The 16,115-nt window shown below is 61.1% G+C and carries 12 protein-coding genes and 1 pseudogene; 4 read left to right on the plus strand and 9 right to left on the minus strand.

All coding sequences use genetic code 11. The features are described from left to right. Positions 1 to 314 precede the first annotated feature (314 nt). The 4 genes from HMPREF1257_RS08775 to HMPREF1257_RS08790 form a co-directional block, all read right to left on the minus strand. The gene (locus tag HMPREF1257_RS08775) at positions 315 to 842 is read right to left on the minus strand and encodes a CAP domain-containing protein (protein ID WP_023024025.1); all 528 of its coding nucleotides are present in this window, start codon (positions 840 to 842) and stop codon (positions 315 to 317) included. Between the two features lie 318 nt (positions 843 to 1,160). After that, positions 1,161 to 1,937, minus strand: coding sequence for an ABC transporter permease (locus HMPREF1257_RS08780; RefSeq protein ID WP_023024027.1), 777 nt, complete (start codon positions 1,935 to 1,937; stop codon positions 1,161 to 1,163). Between the two features lie 6 nt (positions 1,938 to 1,943). After that, entirely contained in the window at positions 1,944 to 2,927 is a 984-nt protein-coding gene (locus HMPREF1257_RS08785) for an ABC transporter ATP-binding protein (RefSeq protein WP_023024029.1), read from the minus strand. Positions 2,928 to 2,957: 30 nt separating this feature from the next. Further along, a complete protein-coding gene (locus HMPREF1257_RS08790) occupies positions 2,958 to 3,452 on the minus strand; it encodes an NUDIX domain-containing protein (protein WP_023024031.1) in 495 nt (164 codons plus the stop codon). A 70-nt stretch (positions 3,453 to 3,522) separates the two neighbouring features. Here HMPREF1257_RS08790 and HMPREF1257_RS08795 point away from each other — a divergent pair, with 70 nt between their 5' ends. Genes HMPREF1257_RS08795 through HMPREF1257_RS08805 form a run of 3 tightly spaced genes read left to right on the plus strand, consistent with a single transcriptional unit; the run spans position 3,523 to position 8,923 of the window. Then, a complete protein-coding gene (locus HMPREF1257_RS08795) occupies positions 3,523 to 4,968 on the plus strand; it encodes a hypothetical protein (RefSeq protein WP_023024033.1) in 1,446 nt (481 codons plus the stop codon). Continuing rightward, positions 4,968 to 5,987, plus strand: coding sequence for a glutamate ABC transporter substrate-binding protein (locus tag HMPREF1257_RS08800; protein WP_023024034.1), 1,020 nt, complete (start codon positions 4,968 to 4,970; stop codon positions 5,985 to 5,987). Before HMPREF1257_RS08795 ends, HMPREF1257_RS08800 begins: the two co-directional genes overlap by 1 nt. After that, positions 5,984 to 8,923, plus strand: a complete 2,940-nt coding sequence (locus HMPREF1257_RS08805) for a serine/threonine protein kinase (RefSeq protein WP_023024037.1) — start codon at positions 5,984 to 5,986, stop codon at positions 8,921 to 8,923. The genes HMPREF1257_RS08800 and HMPREF1257_RS08805 overlap by 4 nt, the downstream gene beginning before the upstream one ends. A gap of 3 nt (positions 8,924 to 8,926) precedes the next feature. Here the strand turns inward: HMPREF1257_RS08805 and HMPREF1257_RS08810 are convergent, their stop codons facing one another. Then, positions 8,927 to 10,150 carry an acetate kinase gene (locus HMPREF1257_RS08810; protein WP_023024039.1) on the minus strand — a complete coding sequence of 408 codons (1,224 nt, stop codon included), beginning with the start codon at positions 10,148 to 10,150 and terminating at the stop codon, positions 8,927 to 8,929. Then, on the minus strand, positions 10,151 to 11,518 hold the full coding sequence (gene pta / locus HMPREF1257_RS08815) for a phosphate acetyltransferase (RefSeq protein ID WP_023024041.1): 1,368 nt from the start codon (positions 11,516 to 11,518) through the stop codon (positions 10,151 to 10,153). A gap of 235 nt (positions 11,519 to 11,753) precedes the next feature. Here pta and HMPREF1257_RS08820 point away from each other — a divergent pair, with 235 nt between their 5' ends. After that, complete coding sequence (locus HMPREF1257_RS08820) at positions 11,754 to 13,115, plus strand: FAD-dependent oxidoreductase (RefSeq protein ID WP_023024044.1); 1,362 nt, start codon at positions 11,754 to 11,756, stop codon at positions 13,113 to 13,115. 60 nt (positions 13,116 to 13,175) lie between these two features. Here HMPREF1257_RS08820 and purT read toward each other — a convergent pair whose 3' ends face one another. The 3 genes and pseudogenes from purT to HMPREF1257_RS08835 all read right to left on the minus strand — a co-directional run. Then, positions 13,176 to 14,528, minus strand: coding sequence for a formate-dependent phosphoribosylglycinamide formyltransferase (gene purT / locus HMPREF1257_RS08825; RefSeq protein WP_023024045.1), 1,353 nt, complete (start codon positions 14,526 to 14,528; stop codon positions 13,176 to 13,178). Between the two features lie 165 nt (positions 14,529 to 14,693). Then, a complete protein-coding gene (locus HMPREF1257_RS08830) occupies positions 14,694 to 15,431 on the minus strand; it encodes a class F sortase (RefSeq protein ID WP_023024047.1) in 738 nt (245 codons plus the stop codon). A gap of 135 nt (positions 15,432 to 15,566) precedes the next feature. Beyond that, positions 15,567 to 16,115: pseudogene (locus tag HMPREF1257_RS08835) on the minus strand (hypothetical protein); the annotation flags it as partial.

Raw genomic sequence — 16,115 nt, forward strand, 5'->3', positions numbered from 1 at the left:
TCATAGGCTACCTAAACACAAGCTTTCTTTTGCAGAGCCAGGATAAAACACCGCGCATTAAACCGCGCACTGTGTTACCGCAGAGATGAGTTTGTAGCCTACTTAATTGACTCCGGCTCGGCGTTCATTATTGGAACTAATTGCGAAAGATACGCCGGATTCTCCGCAGATTTCCCTCTTGTCTATTGCTTTTACTGTAAAGCCTGATCCTAGCTTCTGACATTGCCTATGCGCGAGAGCGTATCAAAAGCTTAGGGAATACAAGAGTGATCATATCGCGCCTATTCCGAAGAGGATTATTAAAAGGCGCTGCTTTAACGTCCAAAATTCTGTACGGCAAAAAGCTCACCGTTCGCCCCAACGGCAACGCCCGTGCCAACCGTTTTCGCTTCTGGGTCTAGCAAAATCTTCCTGTGGCTGGGAGAATTCAGCCACATATTCACCAGCTTCGCATCTGCGAAATCGTCCCATGCTTGAAGGACGTTTTCGCCACCGGCAGGAATACTATCCGGATAGGTTTCCCAGTGATTTGGCCGATGCTGCAAATCCCCTGTTCCCACCAAATGGTCGGCCCAGTCTTGAGCGATATTGTTTAACGCAGGGTTTTCTGTCACGGGATTTAAACCATGATCCGCCCTTGCTGCATTGACTTCGTTAACAATAGAGTGCGCACGCACCCCGTCAGGTTTCATGTTGCTAACCACTTCAGAAGCGTTACCGATAGGTCCTTGCGCCTTGGCTGGAGGGGTAGTTGCGGCTACCCCTCCTCCCACTAATGCTGCGCCCGCGATAGTCGGGGCTACAAACTTTTCAACAGAATCTGGAAGCATTTCATTGGACACGCTTACCACTCCCTCGGATGAACTTGACTAAATTGCTCTACACAATTTCTTTTTCTTCACCTCCAACCCTAACGAAAAAGAAAAATATTGTCAGTGTATAGACAATATTTAAACTGAATTTCCGATATACTTAAATTATATTTAATGGTGCCAAGATTTTAATCTGCGGTGTGCGCCTTTCCTTCGGGATCTCGGATAGATTCCCATCCGGAAAGGCTGCTTTTCCGAGCGAGCTATTAACCACCACCAATAAAAATAACCGGCTGATCACAATCAGCCGGTTACCAGTCATGTCTCAAACAACAGACCTACCCTCGCCTAAGCATCGCGCTTGTGCAGCACCAGCACGCCAAGGGCCCACAGCACGGCGGTCCAGATGAAGAACACGATGCCGCTGCCTGCGGATTCCGTCCACAGTGCGTTATCCACTGGGACATTGAATAGCCAGTTCTGGAAAGCGGTAAAGGGCATAAAGCTACCGATCTTATCGCCTACCACGGGCATCATGCTGACGATTTGATCCACGCCCAAGTACAAAATAAGGCCCAGCGCCACAGAGCCCGCAGTCTGGCGAATGAGCATGCCGATGCCTTGGGCAAAGGCCACCACGAGGACCGCGGCCAGTGGGTACTTCCACAGCTGCTCGCGGCCGACTTCATCGTTCCAGGGGTCGAAGGTGGCGGAAATGGAGCTATCGGCAAGCAGATCCGTAAGCAGGTACGCGCCCACCACACCGATGAAGGTCAGTACGGCCGCGATGACCGCATATAAGACCAGCTTGGCCACGGCCACGCTCCAACGCCGCGGGGAGGCCATGAAGGTAATGGCTTGGGTGCCAAAGCGGTATTCCGTGGTCACCAGCATGATGGCCTGAATCATCAGCACCGGCAGGCCCAGGGATACCAGGAATACGACGGTGAACTCGGCTCCAATAGGCTGAAAGCCCATATCAACGGCTTCCGGATCGAGCGGCTCAGTAAACGCAGCGGTGACACCGGCCCACCCCCACGAAAATAGAAGGAATAGCGCGGTGGTCCACCAGAAGGAGCGGGTGGTGCGCAGCTTAATCCACTCGGATTTCAAGATATTCAACATGGCGGATTAAACCTCCTGCTCGTTGGGGCGGGCGAACCCACCGGATTGGCCTGCCTGCGCGCCCGAGGCACCAGGCGTGTCTGCGTGATACTGCACGGCATCGCCGGTGAGATCCATGAAGGCATCCTCCAGCGATGCGCTTTTCAGGGTGAGCTCGTGCAGCGGCACCCCGGTGGAATAGGCCAGATCTCCCACGAACTCGGTGGTCTGGTTGATGACCTCGAGCCGCGGGCGGCCCTCCTCATCCTTAGATTCGGTAAAGGACACGCCCTCCTTCTTTAGGGCCTCACCGAATTCCGGGAGGTGGTTCGAGCGCACATACACCAAGGACTGCGAGTGGCCGCGGACGAACTCGTGGGTGGGTTTATCCGCAACCATCTTCCCCTTGCCAATGACCACGAGGTGGTCTGCGGTCTGGGCCATCTCGGACAAGAGGTGGGAAGAAATCAAAATGGTGCGGCCTTCTGCAGCCAGCGCGCGCACGAGCTGACGCACCCAGCGGATGCCCTCTGGATCCAGGCCATTGACCGGCTCATCCAGGATGAGGATTCCGGGATCACCCAATAGAGCACCAGCAAGGCCCAAGCGCTGGCCCATGCCGAGGGAAAAGCCGCCGGCTTTCTTACCGGCGACATCGGAAAGCCCCACCAGCCCCAGTACCTCATCCACGCGGGAGGCGGGAATGCCATTGGACGCCGCCATCCACTTCAGGTGATTCGCGGCCGTGCGGTTGGGGTGTACCGCCTTTGCATCCAAAAGCGCGCCCACCTCGCGCAGCGGGTGCTCCAGGTCGCGGTAGGGTTTGCCGTTAACGCGAATCTGGCCCGCCGTGGGCTCGTCCAAGCCCACGATCATCCGCATGGTGGTGGATTTGCCGGCACCATTGGGCCCCAAGAAGCCGGTGACCACACCGGGCTTTACCTGGAAGGTGAGATCCTCAACGGCGCGGACAGACCCGTAATCCTTAGTCAGTCCCTGTACTTCAATCATGAGCACTACAGTGCCATAATTTTGGATACTTTACCGGTACAGTTTTTCCACCCGCTGCCGCAGGGCGGGAAAGGCATGGCGGAATGGCGCGATAAGCGGCAGGTTTTCCACCTCATCCAGCCCCACCCAGCGCAGCTCGTGCGATTCCTCGTTGGCGGTGGTGGGCAGGCGCAGGCCGCTGCGGGTGCGCGCTAACACGGTGGTATAGGTCCACTCCCCCGGCAAATCCCCCGCCGGAGGATAGGGCCCGGCCGTTACTTGGGTATCGAGCACCTCGACATCGGCAGGCGCGATGGCGCATTCCTCGTGCGTTTCCCGCAGCGCGGCCTGGGTGGGGCTTTCTTGTAGGTCCCGCGCCCCGCCGGGAATCCCCCAGGTATTTCCGTTATTGGTCCACGCGGCGCGGTGTTGCAGCAGCACCTCGCGCCCGGCGACGAGGAAGAGGCCGGCGGCACCGAATTTTCCCCATACGCGAATGCCACTGGGGCCCGCCGCCCAGCCGTCTCCACTGTGAGGGTTATGCATATTTTCTATCCTAGCCACACACGCGGGTAAATGGTGGCGCCTAGCACACTGGGGGCGTTATTCTAAGTAAATGACTGAGCAGGCAGTGCGGGTAGAGTCAGAGCGCGAAGAGGACGCTCACCCCAGCGATCACTGGCTGGATGAGGTTACCGCGCCCTCTCGCCCGGCCCTAAGCGGGCTGACCCACCGGGCCATGGAATGGTTTGCGGGCCCGGCGCGCCTGCTGCGGCGATTTTATTACTTCGCTTCCACCACCCCGGGCAAGCTTTTTACCGTCACCCTGATCCTCACGGTGGCATTGGGAGCCGCCGGCTTATCGATGTCCCAGTCTTCCGCCGCCCGCCACTCCGACCTCGACGAGCTGCTTAATACCACCGAGCCGATGTCCAATGCGGCCCACCACCTCTATAGCTCGCTATCGGTGGCCGATACCATCGCCACCACCGGGTTCGTGCAGGCCGGCGTGGAATCAGAGGGCAATCGCGAACGCTATAACGATGCCATCGATGCCGCCTCCATCGCCGCGACCGAATCCGTGCTGGGCACCACGCCTGACGATGCCCGCGTGCGCGATCTCGTCACCTTCATCCAGCGCGAGCTGCCCATTTATACCGCGATGATTGAAAAGGCGCGCTCGAACCACCGCGCCGGCAATGCCGTGGCTAACTCCTATATGTCCAATGCCTCCTCGCTCATGCGCGAGCACATCCTGCCGGCGGCATCCGAGCTATTCCAGCTGACCACTGCGAAGGTCAACCAGCAGCAGCAAAAGCTCACCTCGCCGCAGTGGGTGCCGCTATCTGGCCTTTTGGCCGCGGTTTTCTTCCTCATCGTGGCGCAGTGGTGGCTGTGGCGCCAGACGCGCCGCCGGTTTAACCGCGGCTTTTTAACCGCAACTGTGCTACTCTTCTTGGCCGTTTTCTGGGTCGCGCTGTCTAACTTGGCCACCTGGTCCACCGGCCACCAAGGCTTTGAAACCGCCTCGCGCCCGTGGGATTCGCTAACGGCCTCGCGCATTGAGGCGCAGCAGGCGCGCACCTCAGAAACACTCGCGCTGGTGCTGCGCTCGTCTGAGGAAGATACGCTCGAGCGCTTTTCCGGATCGGTAGATTCCATTGAAAAGGCGCTGGGGGATTATGAAAGCGCGCTGCATGATGATGACGTCGAGGTCAACGATCCCGAGCTCATCCACAGCGCCCGCGCCGCCACCGAAAAGTGGCAAGACTCGCACGAAAAGCTCATGGAGGCGCTGAGCGAGGGCGACTACGATGAGGCGGTCTACCAGGCCACCATCACCGATCCTGAGGATGGCGAGACCACCGCCGCGCAGTCCTTCAACGAGCTCGATAGCGAGCTTTCGGAGCTCATTGGCCAGGCGCGCATCGCCATGCGCACCTACCTAGAGCGCGGGCTGACCGCCATGACTGCGGTCTCCTCCGCCGTCTTCCTGCTCACCCTGTGCGCCATCTTCGCGGTGTGGCTGGGCATTCGTCCTCGACTGCAGGAGTACCTCTAATGCGCTACCGAGCACCGCTTACCGCACCGCTGACCGCCATCGTTGCCACCTGCAGTGTCCTCGCGCTGGCCGGCTGCGATATTCGCTCCGCCCCGCCGCTGGAATCGCCCGAACAGCAGGCGCTCGATGCCAGCCCCGGCCCGCCGCTGCCGGAGGGCTCCACCATAGAAGAAGCCGGTAGCACCGCGCCCAAGAAGGAAGACGATACCGAACTCAGAGGCACCTACCGGCCGGATGGCAAAACGGCGAAGGAGCGGGTGCCGGACATCGTCAAGCGCGGGCGCCTTATCGTGGGCGTGGACCGCTCCAATAACCTGCTGAGCTACCGCGATGCCGCCTCCGGCGATGTCCGCGGCTTCGAGGTCGATATCGCTCACGAGATTGCCCGCGATATCTTCGGCGATCCCAATAAGGTGGATTTCCGCTTCGTCGAATCCTCTGACCGCACCGCCGCGCTGGATAATGGCACCGTCGATATCATCGTGCGCACCATGACCATTAGCCCCGAACGCGAGAAGGAAGTGGCCTTTTCCATCCCCTATATGACCACGCAGACCCGCATGCTGGTCCTTACCAGCTCTGGGATGAATTCCATCGATGATGCGGAAGACAAAAGGCTGTGCGGGGTGCGCGGATCCACCGCGCTGGATACCATCCGCGAGCGCGCCCCCAAGTCCGATATCCTCATCACCCGCTCCTGGGGCGATTGCCTCATGGCGCTGCAGCTCAACCAGGCCGATGGCGTGGTGGTTGATGATGCCCTGCTTTCCGGCATGGCCGCGCAGGATTCCTATACCTCCATCGTGGGCGAGCCCCTAAAGACCGAGAATTACGGCGTTGCCGCGCGCCGCCCTAGCAAGGATCATGACTCCCGCCCGCTGCTGCGCCAGGTCAATTCCACCTTGGAGCGCATCCGCCGCGACGGGACGTGGTCCGACATCTTTGACAGGTGGCTAGGTGCTTACCTGGACGAGCCCACCCTGCCGTCGGGTACATACATCGAGGAAGATAAGTCATGAAGCATAACCCGAATTTCAGCGAAGACGAGCTCGAGTACCTAGAGCCCGAAAACCTCGATACCCAGCGCCAATTCCGAAAGCCCACCAAGGCTTCTTACCGCGACGCTGACCGCGACCAAGACCCTGACCAAGACCGCAGCCAGGACCGCGACCTCGGCGCTACCGACTCCCCTGACGCGGCCAGCACAGCCAGTACAGCCGACGCCGCCGACCCCGCTGGTCCGGATACCGCCGCTGCTCGCCCCAACTCTGCAAACCGCAACATCGACGTCGATACGGCTGCCACTCCTCATAACGCTGGCAATAGCAATAAAGGCGCTAGCGAAGCTGATGTTGATACCGCCGCGGCGCAGGTTTCCGGCACGGCTCCCGCGGCTGCCTTCCCGGATACGGAGGCCACGGGTAGGCGCACAGCGGGCGGCAGCACAGCTGGCCCAAACGCTGCGGGCCAGCGCACGACTGGCCCGGGCGCAGAGGGCCAGGGCACCGCGGCTCAGGGCGTACGAAATGGCAACGACGCCGATGAGAGCGACGATGCCGGCGATACCGGCGGAGTGGGCACGGCGGCCGTGGCGTATGACCCTTTCGCCAGCGAGCCCATCGAGCACCGGGAGGATCCGGGAACCTCGGCGGTAGCCTTCGATCCCTTCGCCGATGACGATGAAGACGACGATGGATCCATCGACCCGGATCACCTCTCCAGCCTGCTCGCGGACCTAGAGAATATCCGCGCCCAGCGCGAGAGCGAACGCGATGAAAAAACGGCGCAGGAAAAGTCCTCGGAGCGTTCGCGCCGGCAGGCAATCGATACCTTCCGCGAGCGCCGCGGCACGCAGCGCACCGAGCGGCCGGTTGCTGATGGCATGGTACGCCTGCCGTTTATCACCCCGGCCAATCCCACCGCCGCCCTTATCGATCCCACAGAGAAGATCAAGGGCAAGAAAGTTCCGCCGCCGCAGCTGGAACCGGGCGATATGGTCGCGGAGCAATACGAAATCCTCGGTGTCATCGCCCACGGCGGCATGGGCTGGATCTACCTGGCCAATGACCATTACGTCTCCGGGCGCGTGGTCGTGCTCAAGGGCATGCAGGCCCAAAAGTCAGCCGATGAGACGGCCGCTGCCGAGGCCGAGCGCGAGTTTCTGGCAGACATTACCCACCCGGGCATCGTCAAGATTTTTAACTTCATCGACGATGACCGCGTGCCCGGTGGATTCATCGTCATGGAGTACGTGGGCGGGCCATCGCTAAGAAGCAGGCGCAATAAGCAGCCCAACGAGCTGCTTCCCGTTGACATTGCCATTGGCTATATCCTGGAAATCCTGCCGGCGCTGGAGTATCTGCACTCGCGCGGCGTGGTCTATAACGACTTGAAGCCGGATAACATCATCGTCACCGAGGACCAGGTCAAGCTCATTGACTTGGGCGCGGTTTCCGGCATCGGAGCCTTCGGGTTTATCTACGGTACCCAGGGCTTTCAGGCCCCGGAGGTTGCCTCCAAAGGGCCGTCCATCGCCAGCGATATCTACACCATCGGCCGCACCCTGGCGGCGCTGTGCCTCAAGCTGCCCAGCGAGGACGGTGTCTTCCTTCCCGGCATCCCCAACCCCTCCAAGGAGCCGGAGCTGCGCCGCTTTCTCTCCCTCTACCGCCTGCTGTTGCGCGCGACCCATCGCGACCCGCAGCGCCGGTTTAGCTCCATCAAGGAGCTGCGCACCCAGCTCTACGGCGTGCTGCGCGAGGTGCTCGCCATCCGCGACGGCCGCCAGTACCCCTCCCAGCACTCGCTCTTCTCGCCGCAACGTACCACCTTTGGCACCAAACACCTGGTCTTTCGCACGGATCAGCTTATCGATGGCATCGACCGCACCATCCAAATCACCGCCCCCGAGGTGGTCTCCGCCTTGCCGACGCCCCTGGTAGACCGCGACGATGTCGGCGCCAGCCTGCTACAAGGTACCTCGTACGCCGAGCCGCAGGAAGCCCTCGAGACCCTGCGTCAGGCCATGCGGACCCCGGAATACGAGCATTCCGCCGAGATTCCCCTCGGCGTGGTGCGCTCCATGATCGACCTGGGCTATACCGACGAGGCCCGCCAGTGGCTAGGCTCCATCGAGGACCGCCTCGGCCGCGACTGGCGCTACCAGTGGTATGCCGGCATCACCGAGCTCTTGCACGATGATTACGTCGATGCCCAGGAGTACTTCGCCACCGTCCTCGATTTATTGCCCGGCGAGGCCGCCCCGAAGCTCGCCATCGCGGCCATCAATGAGCTCATCCTGCAGCAGATTGATTACAGTGAAACATCGCTAATCGATGCCACCGTAGCCCGCGCCTGCTCCAACCTCTACACCACCTTGGCGGATCTCCCCTCTTCCGCCTTCGAGGGCCAGCCGGAAGTCTGGTCCCACGTCACCCAAGACCCGGGCGCGCTGCGGTTTAATTCCATGCGGCTATACGGCATCGTCTGGGCCACCAACCCCACGACCGTGTCCTCCGCCTTCGGGCTTGCCCGCCAATTGCGCGCGGAAGGCCAAGTGGAGCTGTCCGTAGCCACCTTGGATAAGGTCCCCAATGCCTCGCGTCACTTCCGCATGGCGCTTCTGACCACCGTATTGCAGCTCATCGTGCACGATTTATCGGAATCGCGCATTCGCCGCGCTGCCCGACGCCTCGAAGAAGTCCCCACCAACGAGCCGCGCTTTCTCCAAATCAAGATCGCCGTCATCTCCGCGGGCCTGAACTTCCTGCGCAACGCCGATCTCGCGCGGGCGTCCTCGCCGAATGATCTCTTCGAGTACGCCTTTACCCAGCGCGGCCTGCGCACCGGCCTGGCCGAGACCCTGCGGGCACTTGCCCGCCAGGCCCCGTTTAGCCGCCACCGCTACGCGCTGGTGGACTTGGCCAACCAGGTCCGGCCTATTACTACCTTCTAGGACCTACTTAAATAGGCCGTCCTCGCGCGCCTTGGCGGCAACGTCTGCGGACTTCTGCGCGATGGCCAGCTCCTCATTGGTGGGAACTACTAGGACCTTGACCGGGGAATCATCGGTGGAAATGACCCGCGGCTCATCGGAGCGGACGAGGTTGCGCTCCTTATCAAAGTCGATGCCGTACATATCCAGGTTGTACAGCGCGTCCTGGCGCACCTCGGTGTCGTTTTCACCCACGCCGGCGGTGAAGGTAATCGCGTCCACGCGGCCCAGGGCAATCATGTAGGAACCGATGAAGCGGCGCAGCTGGTGGATGTAGATGTTATACGCCAGCCACGCGTCTTCATCGCCGTTATCGATGTGCTCGCGCAGCGTACGGAAGTCATTGACGCCCGCAATGCCCTTGACACCGGATTGCTTATTGAGCAGCTTATCGATCTCGTCGATGCTCATGCCCGCCTGGCGCACCAGGTGGAAGATGATGCCTGGATCGATATCGCCGGTACGCGTACCCATGGCGAGGCCGGCCAGCGGGGTCAGGCCCATCGAGGTATCGATGGCACGTCCATTGCGGATGGCGGCCGCGGAGGCACCATTGCCCAGGTGCAGCGTGATCTGGTGGGTGTGCTCCGGATCGCGGTCCAAAATCTTCGGCACCTGCTGGGAGACGAACTCGTGGGAGGTGCCGTGGAAGCCGTAGCGGCGGATATCGTACTTGGAAGCAACCTCGCTATTGATGGCATAGAGCGCTGCGGCCGGCGGCAGGGTATTGAAGAACGCGGTATCGAAGACCGCCACGTGCGGAATATCCGGCAGGATCTTGCGCGCCACGCGGATGCCGTCCAAGTTGGCCGGGTTGTGCAGCGGGGCCAGCGGGATGAGGTCCTCGATCATCGATTCAATTTGATCCTCGATGAGCTGCGGTTCCGAAAAGAGGCGGCCGCCGTGCACCACGCGGTGTCCCACGGCGATGATATCGACGTCCTTCGGGCCCACCTGATGATCATCCATCAGGTCAAAGGCGCGTTTTAGGCCAAAGGAGTGATCGGGAACTTCCAGTTCCTCGGTGACCTTTTCCCCTTTGACCTTGATGGTAATAGCGCCGCTCGGCTCGCCAACCTGTTCCACCAGGCCGGAGACGAGTGGATCATCGGTGGCAGTAGCGGTTGGGTCCACCAGCTGAAACTTGATGGACGAGGATCCCGAGTTAAGGACCAGTACGTATGACATTTATTTCTCTCCAGCCTGGATAGCGGTAATGGCAACGGTATTGATGATGTCTGGAACGGTAGCGCCGCGGGATAGGTCATTGACCGGCTTGTTCAGGCCCTGCAGGATGGGGCCCACGGCCAAGGCGCCGCCGGTGCGCTGTGCGGTCTTATAGCCAATATTGCCGGCATCCAGATCGGGGAAGACGAAGACATTGGCCTTACCCGCGACATCAGAATCCGGCATCTTCTTCGCGGCAACGCCGGGATCGCAGGCGGCGTCGAACTGCAGAGGGCCATCGACCTTGACCGAGGAGTCGAGCTTCTTGGCGGCCTCGACGGCTTCAATGGCGCGCTCGACGTCCGGGCCGGTGCCGGAAGCGCCGGTGGAGTAAGACAGCATGGCTACGCGCGGATCGATGCCGAACTGGGACGCGGTCTGCGCAGAAACCACGGCGATTTCGCCCAGCTGTTCCGCGGTCGGGTTCGGGTTTACGGCGCAGTCGCCGAAGGCCCACAGGCGCCCGCGCATGACCATCAGGAAGATGGAAGAGACCACCGATGCATTCGGCTTGGTCTTGATGATCTGGAAGGACGGCTTAATGGTGTGGGCGGTGGTGTGGGCGGCGCCGGAAACCATGCCATCGGCAAGCCCCTTGTGCACCATCATGGTGCCAAAGTAGGAGATGTCCTGCATGGTCTCGCGGGCCTGCTCCAGGGTCACACCCTTCTTCTTGCGCAGTTCCGCGAAATCGGCGGCGAATTCCTCCGCAAGCGGCGATTCCAGGTGGTCGATGATATTGGCTCCCGAAATATCCAGCCCCAGCTCCTTAGCGCGGGCCTGGACATCGGATTCCTTGCCCAAGATGGTCAGCCGGGCAACCTCATCGCGCAGCAGGGCATCGGCGGCTTCAAGGATGCGGTCATCATCGCCCTCTGGCAAGACGATGTGGGATCCAGTCGTCTTGGCTTGGTCAATGAGCTGCTTCTGGAAGAGGTCCGCGGACATGACGGGTGCGGTCTCCTCTGCCGCGCTTAAGGCACCTGGCACGGCCTCCAGGTCAGTGAAGACGCCTGCCACGGTGGCGCCGAGGGACTCTGCCTTGCGCCGTGCCAGCTCCGCGGCGCGCTCTGGGGCGCCGGAGATAATGACCAGCGGCAGGCCCAGCGCGGCGGCGACCTCCGCATCGAAGGAGATCTCGCCGGTGCCTTGGACCAAGAGGGCACCGGCAGTAGCGGTGGGCGCGTTGGCCAAGACATCCGCCACGGTGGGGTCGAAATCTTCTAAGCGGATCAGTTCAGCGCCAAGGCTTTCCGCCAAGGCGGGAATATCGAGGCCTTCGAAGCCGCGGCCGATGGAGCTTAACACTGTGGACTGGGATGCAGACATGCGGATTACCTTTCCTTTACCGTCACGGGAACACTGGGAACACGCGCCGTAACATTATGCCGTACATCACAGTTACTAGCACGTGGTGACGACTCCACTGTACGTGAATCACCCCCTCCCCCGCCCTTCCGCAACCTCCTAAACTGGGGGTAGATAACTCAGAGCAGTGTGGCATTTATCGCACTGCCACCGCGTAGAATGTGAGAAAAACCTAAAGAAAGGACACCCTAAACAAATGACTAGCCCCATGCGTGTCGCCGTGGTCGGCTCCGGACCGGCCGGCATTTACGCCTCTGAACTCCTCGTAAAGTCCGATGTGGACGTGCAGATCGATCTCTTTGAAAAGATGCCTGCGCCCTTTGGCTTGATTCGCTACGGCGTCGCCCCGGATCACCCGCGCATTAAGGGCATCGTGCAGTCGCTACACAACATCATGGAGAAGGAAGACATCCGCTTCCTGGGCAATATCGAAGTGGGCAAGGACATCACCGTCGAAGAGATGCGCGATTACTACGACGCCATCATCTTCGCCACCGGCGCCACCGCCGATAAGGAAATGGGTATCCCCGGCGAGGACCTCGAGGGCAACTACGGCGCCGGCGAATTCGTGGGCTTTTATGACGGCAACCCCAACTTCGAGCGCGACTGGGACCTGTCCGCGGAGTCCGTCGCTGTCGTGGGCGTGGGCAATGTCTCGCTCGATGTGTCCCGCATCTTGGCCAAGACCGCAGACGAGCTGCTGGTGACGGAGATCCCGGATAATGTCTACGCTTCCCTGAAGGAAAACCGCGCCAAGGAGGTCCACGTCTTTGGCCGCCGCGGCCCGGCGCAGGCCAAGTACACGCCGAAGGAGCTCAAGGAGCTCGATGAGTCCCCCACTATTGAGGTCATCGTGGACCCGGAAGACATCATCTACGACGAGGCTTCCGAGGAGGCCCGCCGCGCCGCCAAGTCCACCGACTTGGTCTGCCAGACCCTGGAGTCCTACGCCATGCGCGAGCCTGGCGATGCCCCGCACAAGCTTTACATCCACTTCTTTGAGTCCCCGGTAGAGGTGCTTGGCGATGACGGTCACGTCACCGCCATCAAAACCGAGCGCACCCAGCTCAATGGCGATGGTTCCGTAAGCGGCACCGGCAAGTTCACCGAGCGGCCCGTGCAGTCGGTCTACCGCGCCGTGGGCTACCACCCGCAGTCCGTCGAGGGAATTCCCTTCAACGACGACACGGCCACCATGCCCAACGACGGCGGCCACGTCCTGACCGATGTGGACGGCGAAAAGCTTCCCGGCCTCTACACCACCGGCTGGATCAAGCGCGGCCCGGTGGGCTTGATTGGCAATACTAAATCCGATGCCAAGGACACCACCGGCATGCTGCTTGAGGATTACAAGGCGGACAAGCTCGACTCCGCCACCAAGCGCGATCCGCAGGATATCCTCGACCTGCTCAGCAGCCGCGATATCGCCGTCACTACCTGGGACGGCTGGCACCGCCTCAACGCCGCCGAGCAAGCCGCCGGCGAGCCGCACGGCCGCGAGCGCATCAAGATCGTCGAGTGGGACGAGATGGTCAAGCACGCCGGCCCGCAGCGCTAATCAGCGCTGCACTGCGGGCCTGACTAGGCACCGACTGGCACGGTCGGCAGCGCCCCGAAGCTAGTCGGTATCGTCCACCCCTGAGGTCAGCTTGGGGTCGAGCTCGACCCCACCCTCGTATTCAACAACCTCGATATCGGGCACATTGTCCGCTTGCGGGTCGATGCCGCGCGCACCGCCCTGCGCGAGCAGGCCAGGAGTCGAGGTCACGCTCACCTTATGCGCGGCCAGTGCGGCGCGATCGCGGGCCTCTTCCACCGTTTCCGCCGTCGTGGTCACAAGCCCCATGCGCCGGCCCTTATAGGCATCGGGCTTGCCAAAGAGCTTCACGTCCGTCTCGGCGTAGTGGAGGGCGGAGGCAATGCCGGTAAAGGCGACATCGGCAAGCGGCTCCTGCGCGTGCAAGAACATGCTGGCGCCTGGGGTTATCAACGTGGCATCGATGGGATAGCCCAAAATGGCGCGGGCGTGCAGGTCGAACTGGGAAAAGCGCTGGGTATAGGCGGTAAGCATCGCCGTATCCGAAGGCCGCGGGGAGACCGAAGAAAAGTAAACATCATCGCCGGCGACGAAAAGCTCCACGCCGTACACGCCACGCCCGCCCAACTCATTGGAGATGCGCGCCGCAACCGAGCGCGCGTTCTCCAGCGCAATCTCGCTCATGCCTGTGGGCTGCCATTCCTCAACCAAATCGCCCTTCTCGTGGCGGTGGCCAATGGGCTCGCTAAACCACGTGGCCAGCTTGCCCGTGGCCGGATCGATGGACCGGATGGCCAGCAGCGTGACCTCAAGGTCAAAATCCACGAAGCGCTCCGCCACCACGCGCTGCGAATCCGAGGACACGCGGCGCACCGTCTCCCACGCCTCGCGCACGTCTTCCACATCCCGCGCCAGCATGTGGCCCTTGCCCGAGGTGGACACGTCCGGCTTCACGATGCACGGAAATCCCAGCTCCGTCGCCGCTTCCTCCAGTTCTTCCACAGAGGAAGCAAAGCGGTAGGCGGAGGTCGGCAGCCCAATATCTTCTGCCACCGCGCGCACCCGCTCGCGGTCCTGGGTGAGCGCGCAGGCGCGCGCCGTGGGCACGACGACGGCATCGGTGGACTGCTCAACCTGCTCGAGGGCCGCTACCGCGACGGTTTCCACCTCCGGCACCACGTAGTGCGGCTGAATCTGCTGCACCAATTCTGATACCTGCGCGGAGTCAGTAATATCCGCGATATAGCTATAGTGCGCCACTTGGTGCGCCGGCGCCCCCTGGTACTTATCCACCGCGTGCACCTCAAGGCCCAGGGACTGGAAGGAAATAGCCAGCTGCTTTCCCAACTCGCCCGCGCCGAGCAGCAATACCTTCGTGGCATTGCCCGTCAGCGGCGTGCCGATATGACCGGCGATTTTGCCTGGAATATCCATGACTTTGCTCCTTTGATTCCGCTCCGAGCAGCAGATACTTCCCCAAATTATTTCATAGATACCCGCCACACCCAGGGCGCACATGCGTGAAGTGCATAAACGCAAGCGCCCGGCCAAGGATTTTCATCCTCGAACCGGGCGCTCGTTGGGCTCTAAAGCAGACTGCTAGGCCTGGGGTGCCTCTGGTGGAACCGGGGCATCTACTGGCTCTGCCACGGTAATGATGTTGTCCTCATACCCCAGCGCACCGCCGACGAACTTGCCGCCGCAGGTGATAAGGACCAGGCGGTTGGTACCGTCCGTGTCATTAACCACGTCCGGGAAATCCCCGCCCTTGGGCAGGCGGTACGGCTTTTCCGTCACACGGAAGGTGCGCTCCTCACCATCGATGACCACGGTGAATTCCTGGTTTTCCTGCAGCCGGGTGAATTTCTCCGCATAGCCGGTGCCCTGGCCCTGGTAATTCACGTGGCCGGTGATCACGCTGGAGCCAACATTGCCGGCATCGCCAGGCACGGCCGAGGCGGAATACCAGCCCAAGCGGGAGACATCGTGTGGCGGCAGCAGCACGCCCTGGTCAGTTACCTGCACTGGGTCCACGGCGGCGTACTCACCGTCGATGCCCACAGACATGCCTTCGAAGCCTTCGAATTGGCCCGGGGCCGGCTCGAATTCGTGCTCCTGCGCACCGGAATCATCGACGTAGGCATCGCCCCTATCGTCCGGGGGGTCAACGGCCGAGACGCTTTCCGATGCCCCCTCACTAGCCTCATCATCTTCCCCACCGGTGGTGAGGTAGAGAGCCAGCTGGATCAACATCAGAATTACGGCCACTACCAGCACGATAAAGCCGATCTTCTTACCCCGGCTTACGGGTTCCTCGCGGCCTGTCTCCTCAGACATTGCCCAATCTCCTCATTGTGGTCTTCTCGATGGTTCATCAGATGGGTTGCCCCCTCCAGCGTGTGCGGTGACACCCTGAAGGGGGACATGTTGTGCCCAGGCGCTATCGCCTGTTACCTGACCAGTACGCTCACACTACTTAATGTAGTCCTGCATACCTGGGTCAAGCTCGGTCGCACCGGACGGTACGGACTTGATCTTCGTACGTCCTGCGTCGGACGGTAGCGGTTTACCAGTCTTTCCAGGCTCCTGGCCCATAACCTCGACCGGACGATCGTCCTTGTCGGTACCCTGGTCAACCTTATCCGGCGTATCCTGACCCTTCACCTCGGTGGGGCGAGGCTCTTCGCTGGAGTTCTGGTCAACCTTATCCGGCGTATCCTGGCCCTTCACCTCGGTGCTTGGGTGCTCACCGTGGCCCTCGGTCTCCTTCTCAGGACGATCCTTCGACTTGTCGTGATCATGGTGGCCGTGGTCGTGATCGTGGTGGCCGAAGATAATCTTGCCCAAGCCGATTCCCAAGCCAATGCCCGGAATCAGGATGGCCCACTTAGGAATCTTGCCCTTGGACGGCTTGCCTGGGACATCGGAGTCATCAGAGGTTACGGTCTGATCCTTATCATCAATGTCCTTGTGCTCAGCAACCTCATTCGGCTTCTCAGCATCCGGAGTGTCCTCACCCTC

This window comes from Corynebacterium sp. KPL1814 (genome assembly GCF_000478175.1).
Classification (GTDB): domain Bacteria; phylum Actinomycetota; class Actinomycetes; order Mycobacteriales; family Mycobacteriaceae; genus Corynebacterium.

Coding starts and splice junctions, on each gene's coding strand:
- HMPREF1257_RS08830 (WP_023024047.1), bottom strand. CDS start 15,431: ATGTCTGAGGAGACAGGCCGCGAGGAACCCGTAAGCCGGGGTAAGAAG.
- HMPREF1257_RS08800 (WP_023024034.1), top strand. CDS start 4,968: ATGCGCTACCGAGCACCGCTTACCGCACCGCTGACCGCCATCGTTGCC.
- HMPREF1257_RS08795 (WP_023024033.1), top strand. CDS start 3,523: ATGACTGAGCAGGCAGTGCGGGTAGAGTCAGAGCGCGAAGAGGACGCT.
- HMPREF1257_RS08805 (WP_023024037.1), top strand. CDS start 5,984: ATGAAGCATAACCCGAATTTCAGCGAAGACGAGCTCGAGTACCTAGAG.
- HMPREF1257_RS08790 (WP_023024031.1), bottom strand. CDS start 3,452: ATGCATAACCCTCACAGTGGAGACGGCTGGGCGGCGGGCCCCAGTGGC.
- HMPREF1257_RS08810 (WP_023024039.1), bottom strand. CDS start 10,150: ATGTCATACGTACTGGTCCTTAACTCGGGATCCTCGTCCATCAAGTTT.
- pta (WP_023024041.1), bottom strand. CDS start 11,518: ATGTCTGCATCCCAGTCCACAGTGTTAAGCTCCATCGGCCGCGGCTTC.
- HMPREF1257_RS08780 (WP_023024027.1), bottom strand. CDS start 1,937: ATGTTGAATATCTTGAAATCCGAGTGGATTAAGCTGCGCACCACCCGC.
- HMPREF1257_RS08820 (WP_023024044.1), top strand. CDS start 11,754: ATGACTAGCCCCATGCGTGTCGCCGTGGTCGGCTCCGGACCGGCCGGC.
- purT (WP_023024045.1), bottom strand. CDS start 14,528: ATGGATATTCCAGGCAAAATCGCCGGTCATATCGGCACGCCGCTGACG.
- HMPREF1257_RS08785 (WP_023024029.1), bottom strand. CDS start 2,927: ATGATTGAAGTACAGGGACTGACTAAGGATTACGGGTCTGTCCGCGCC.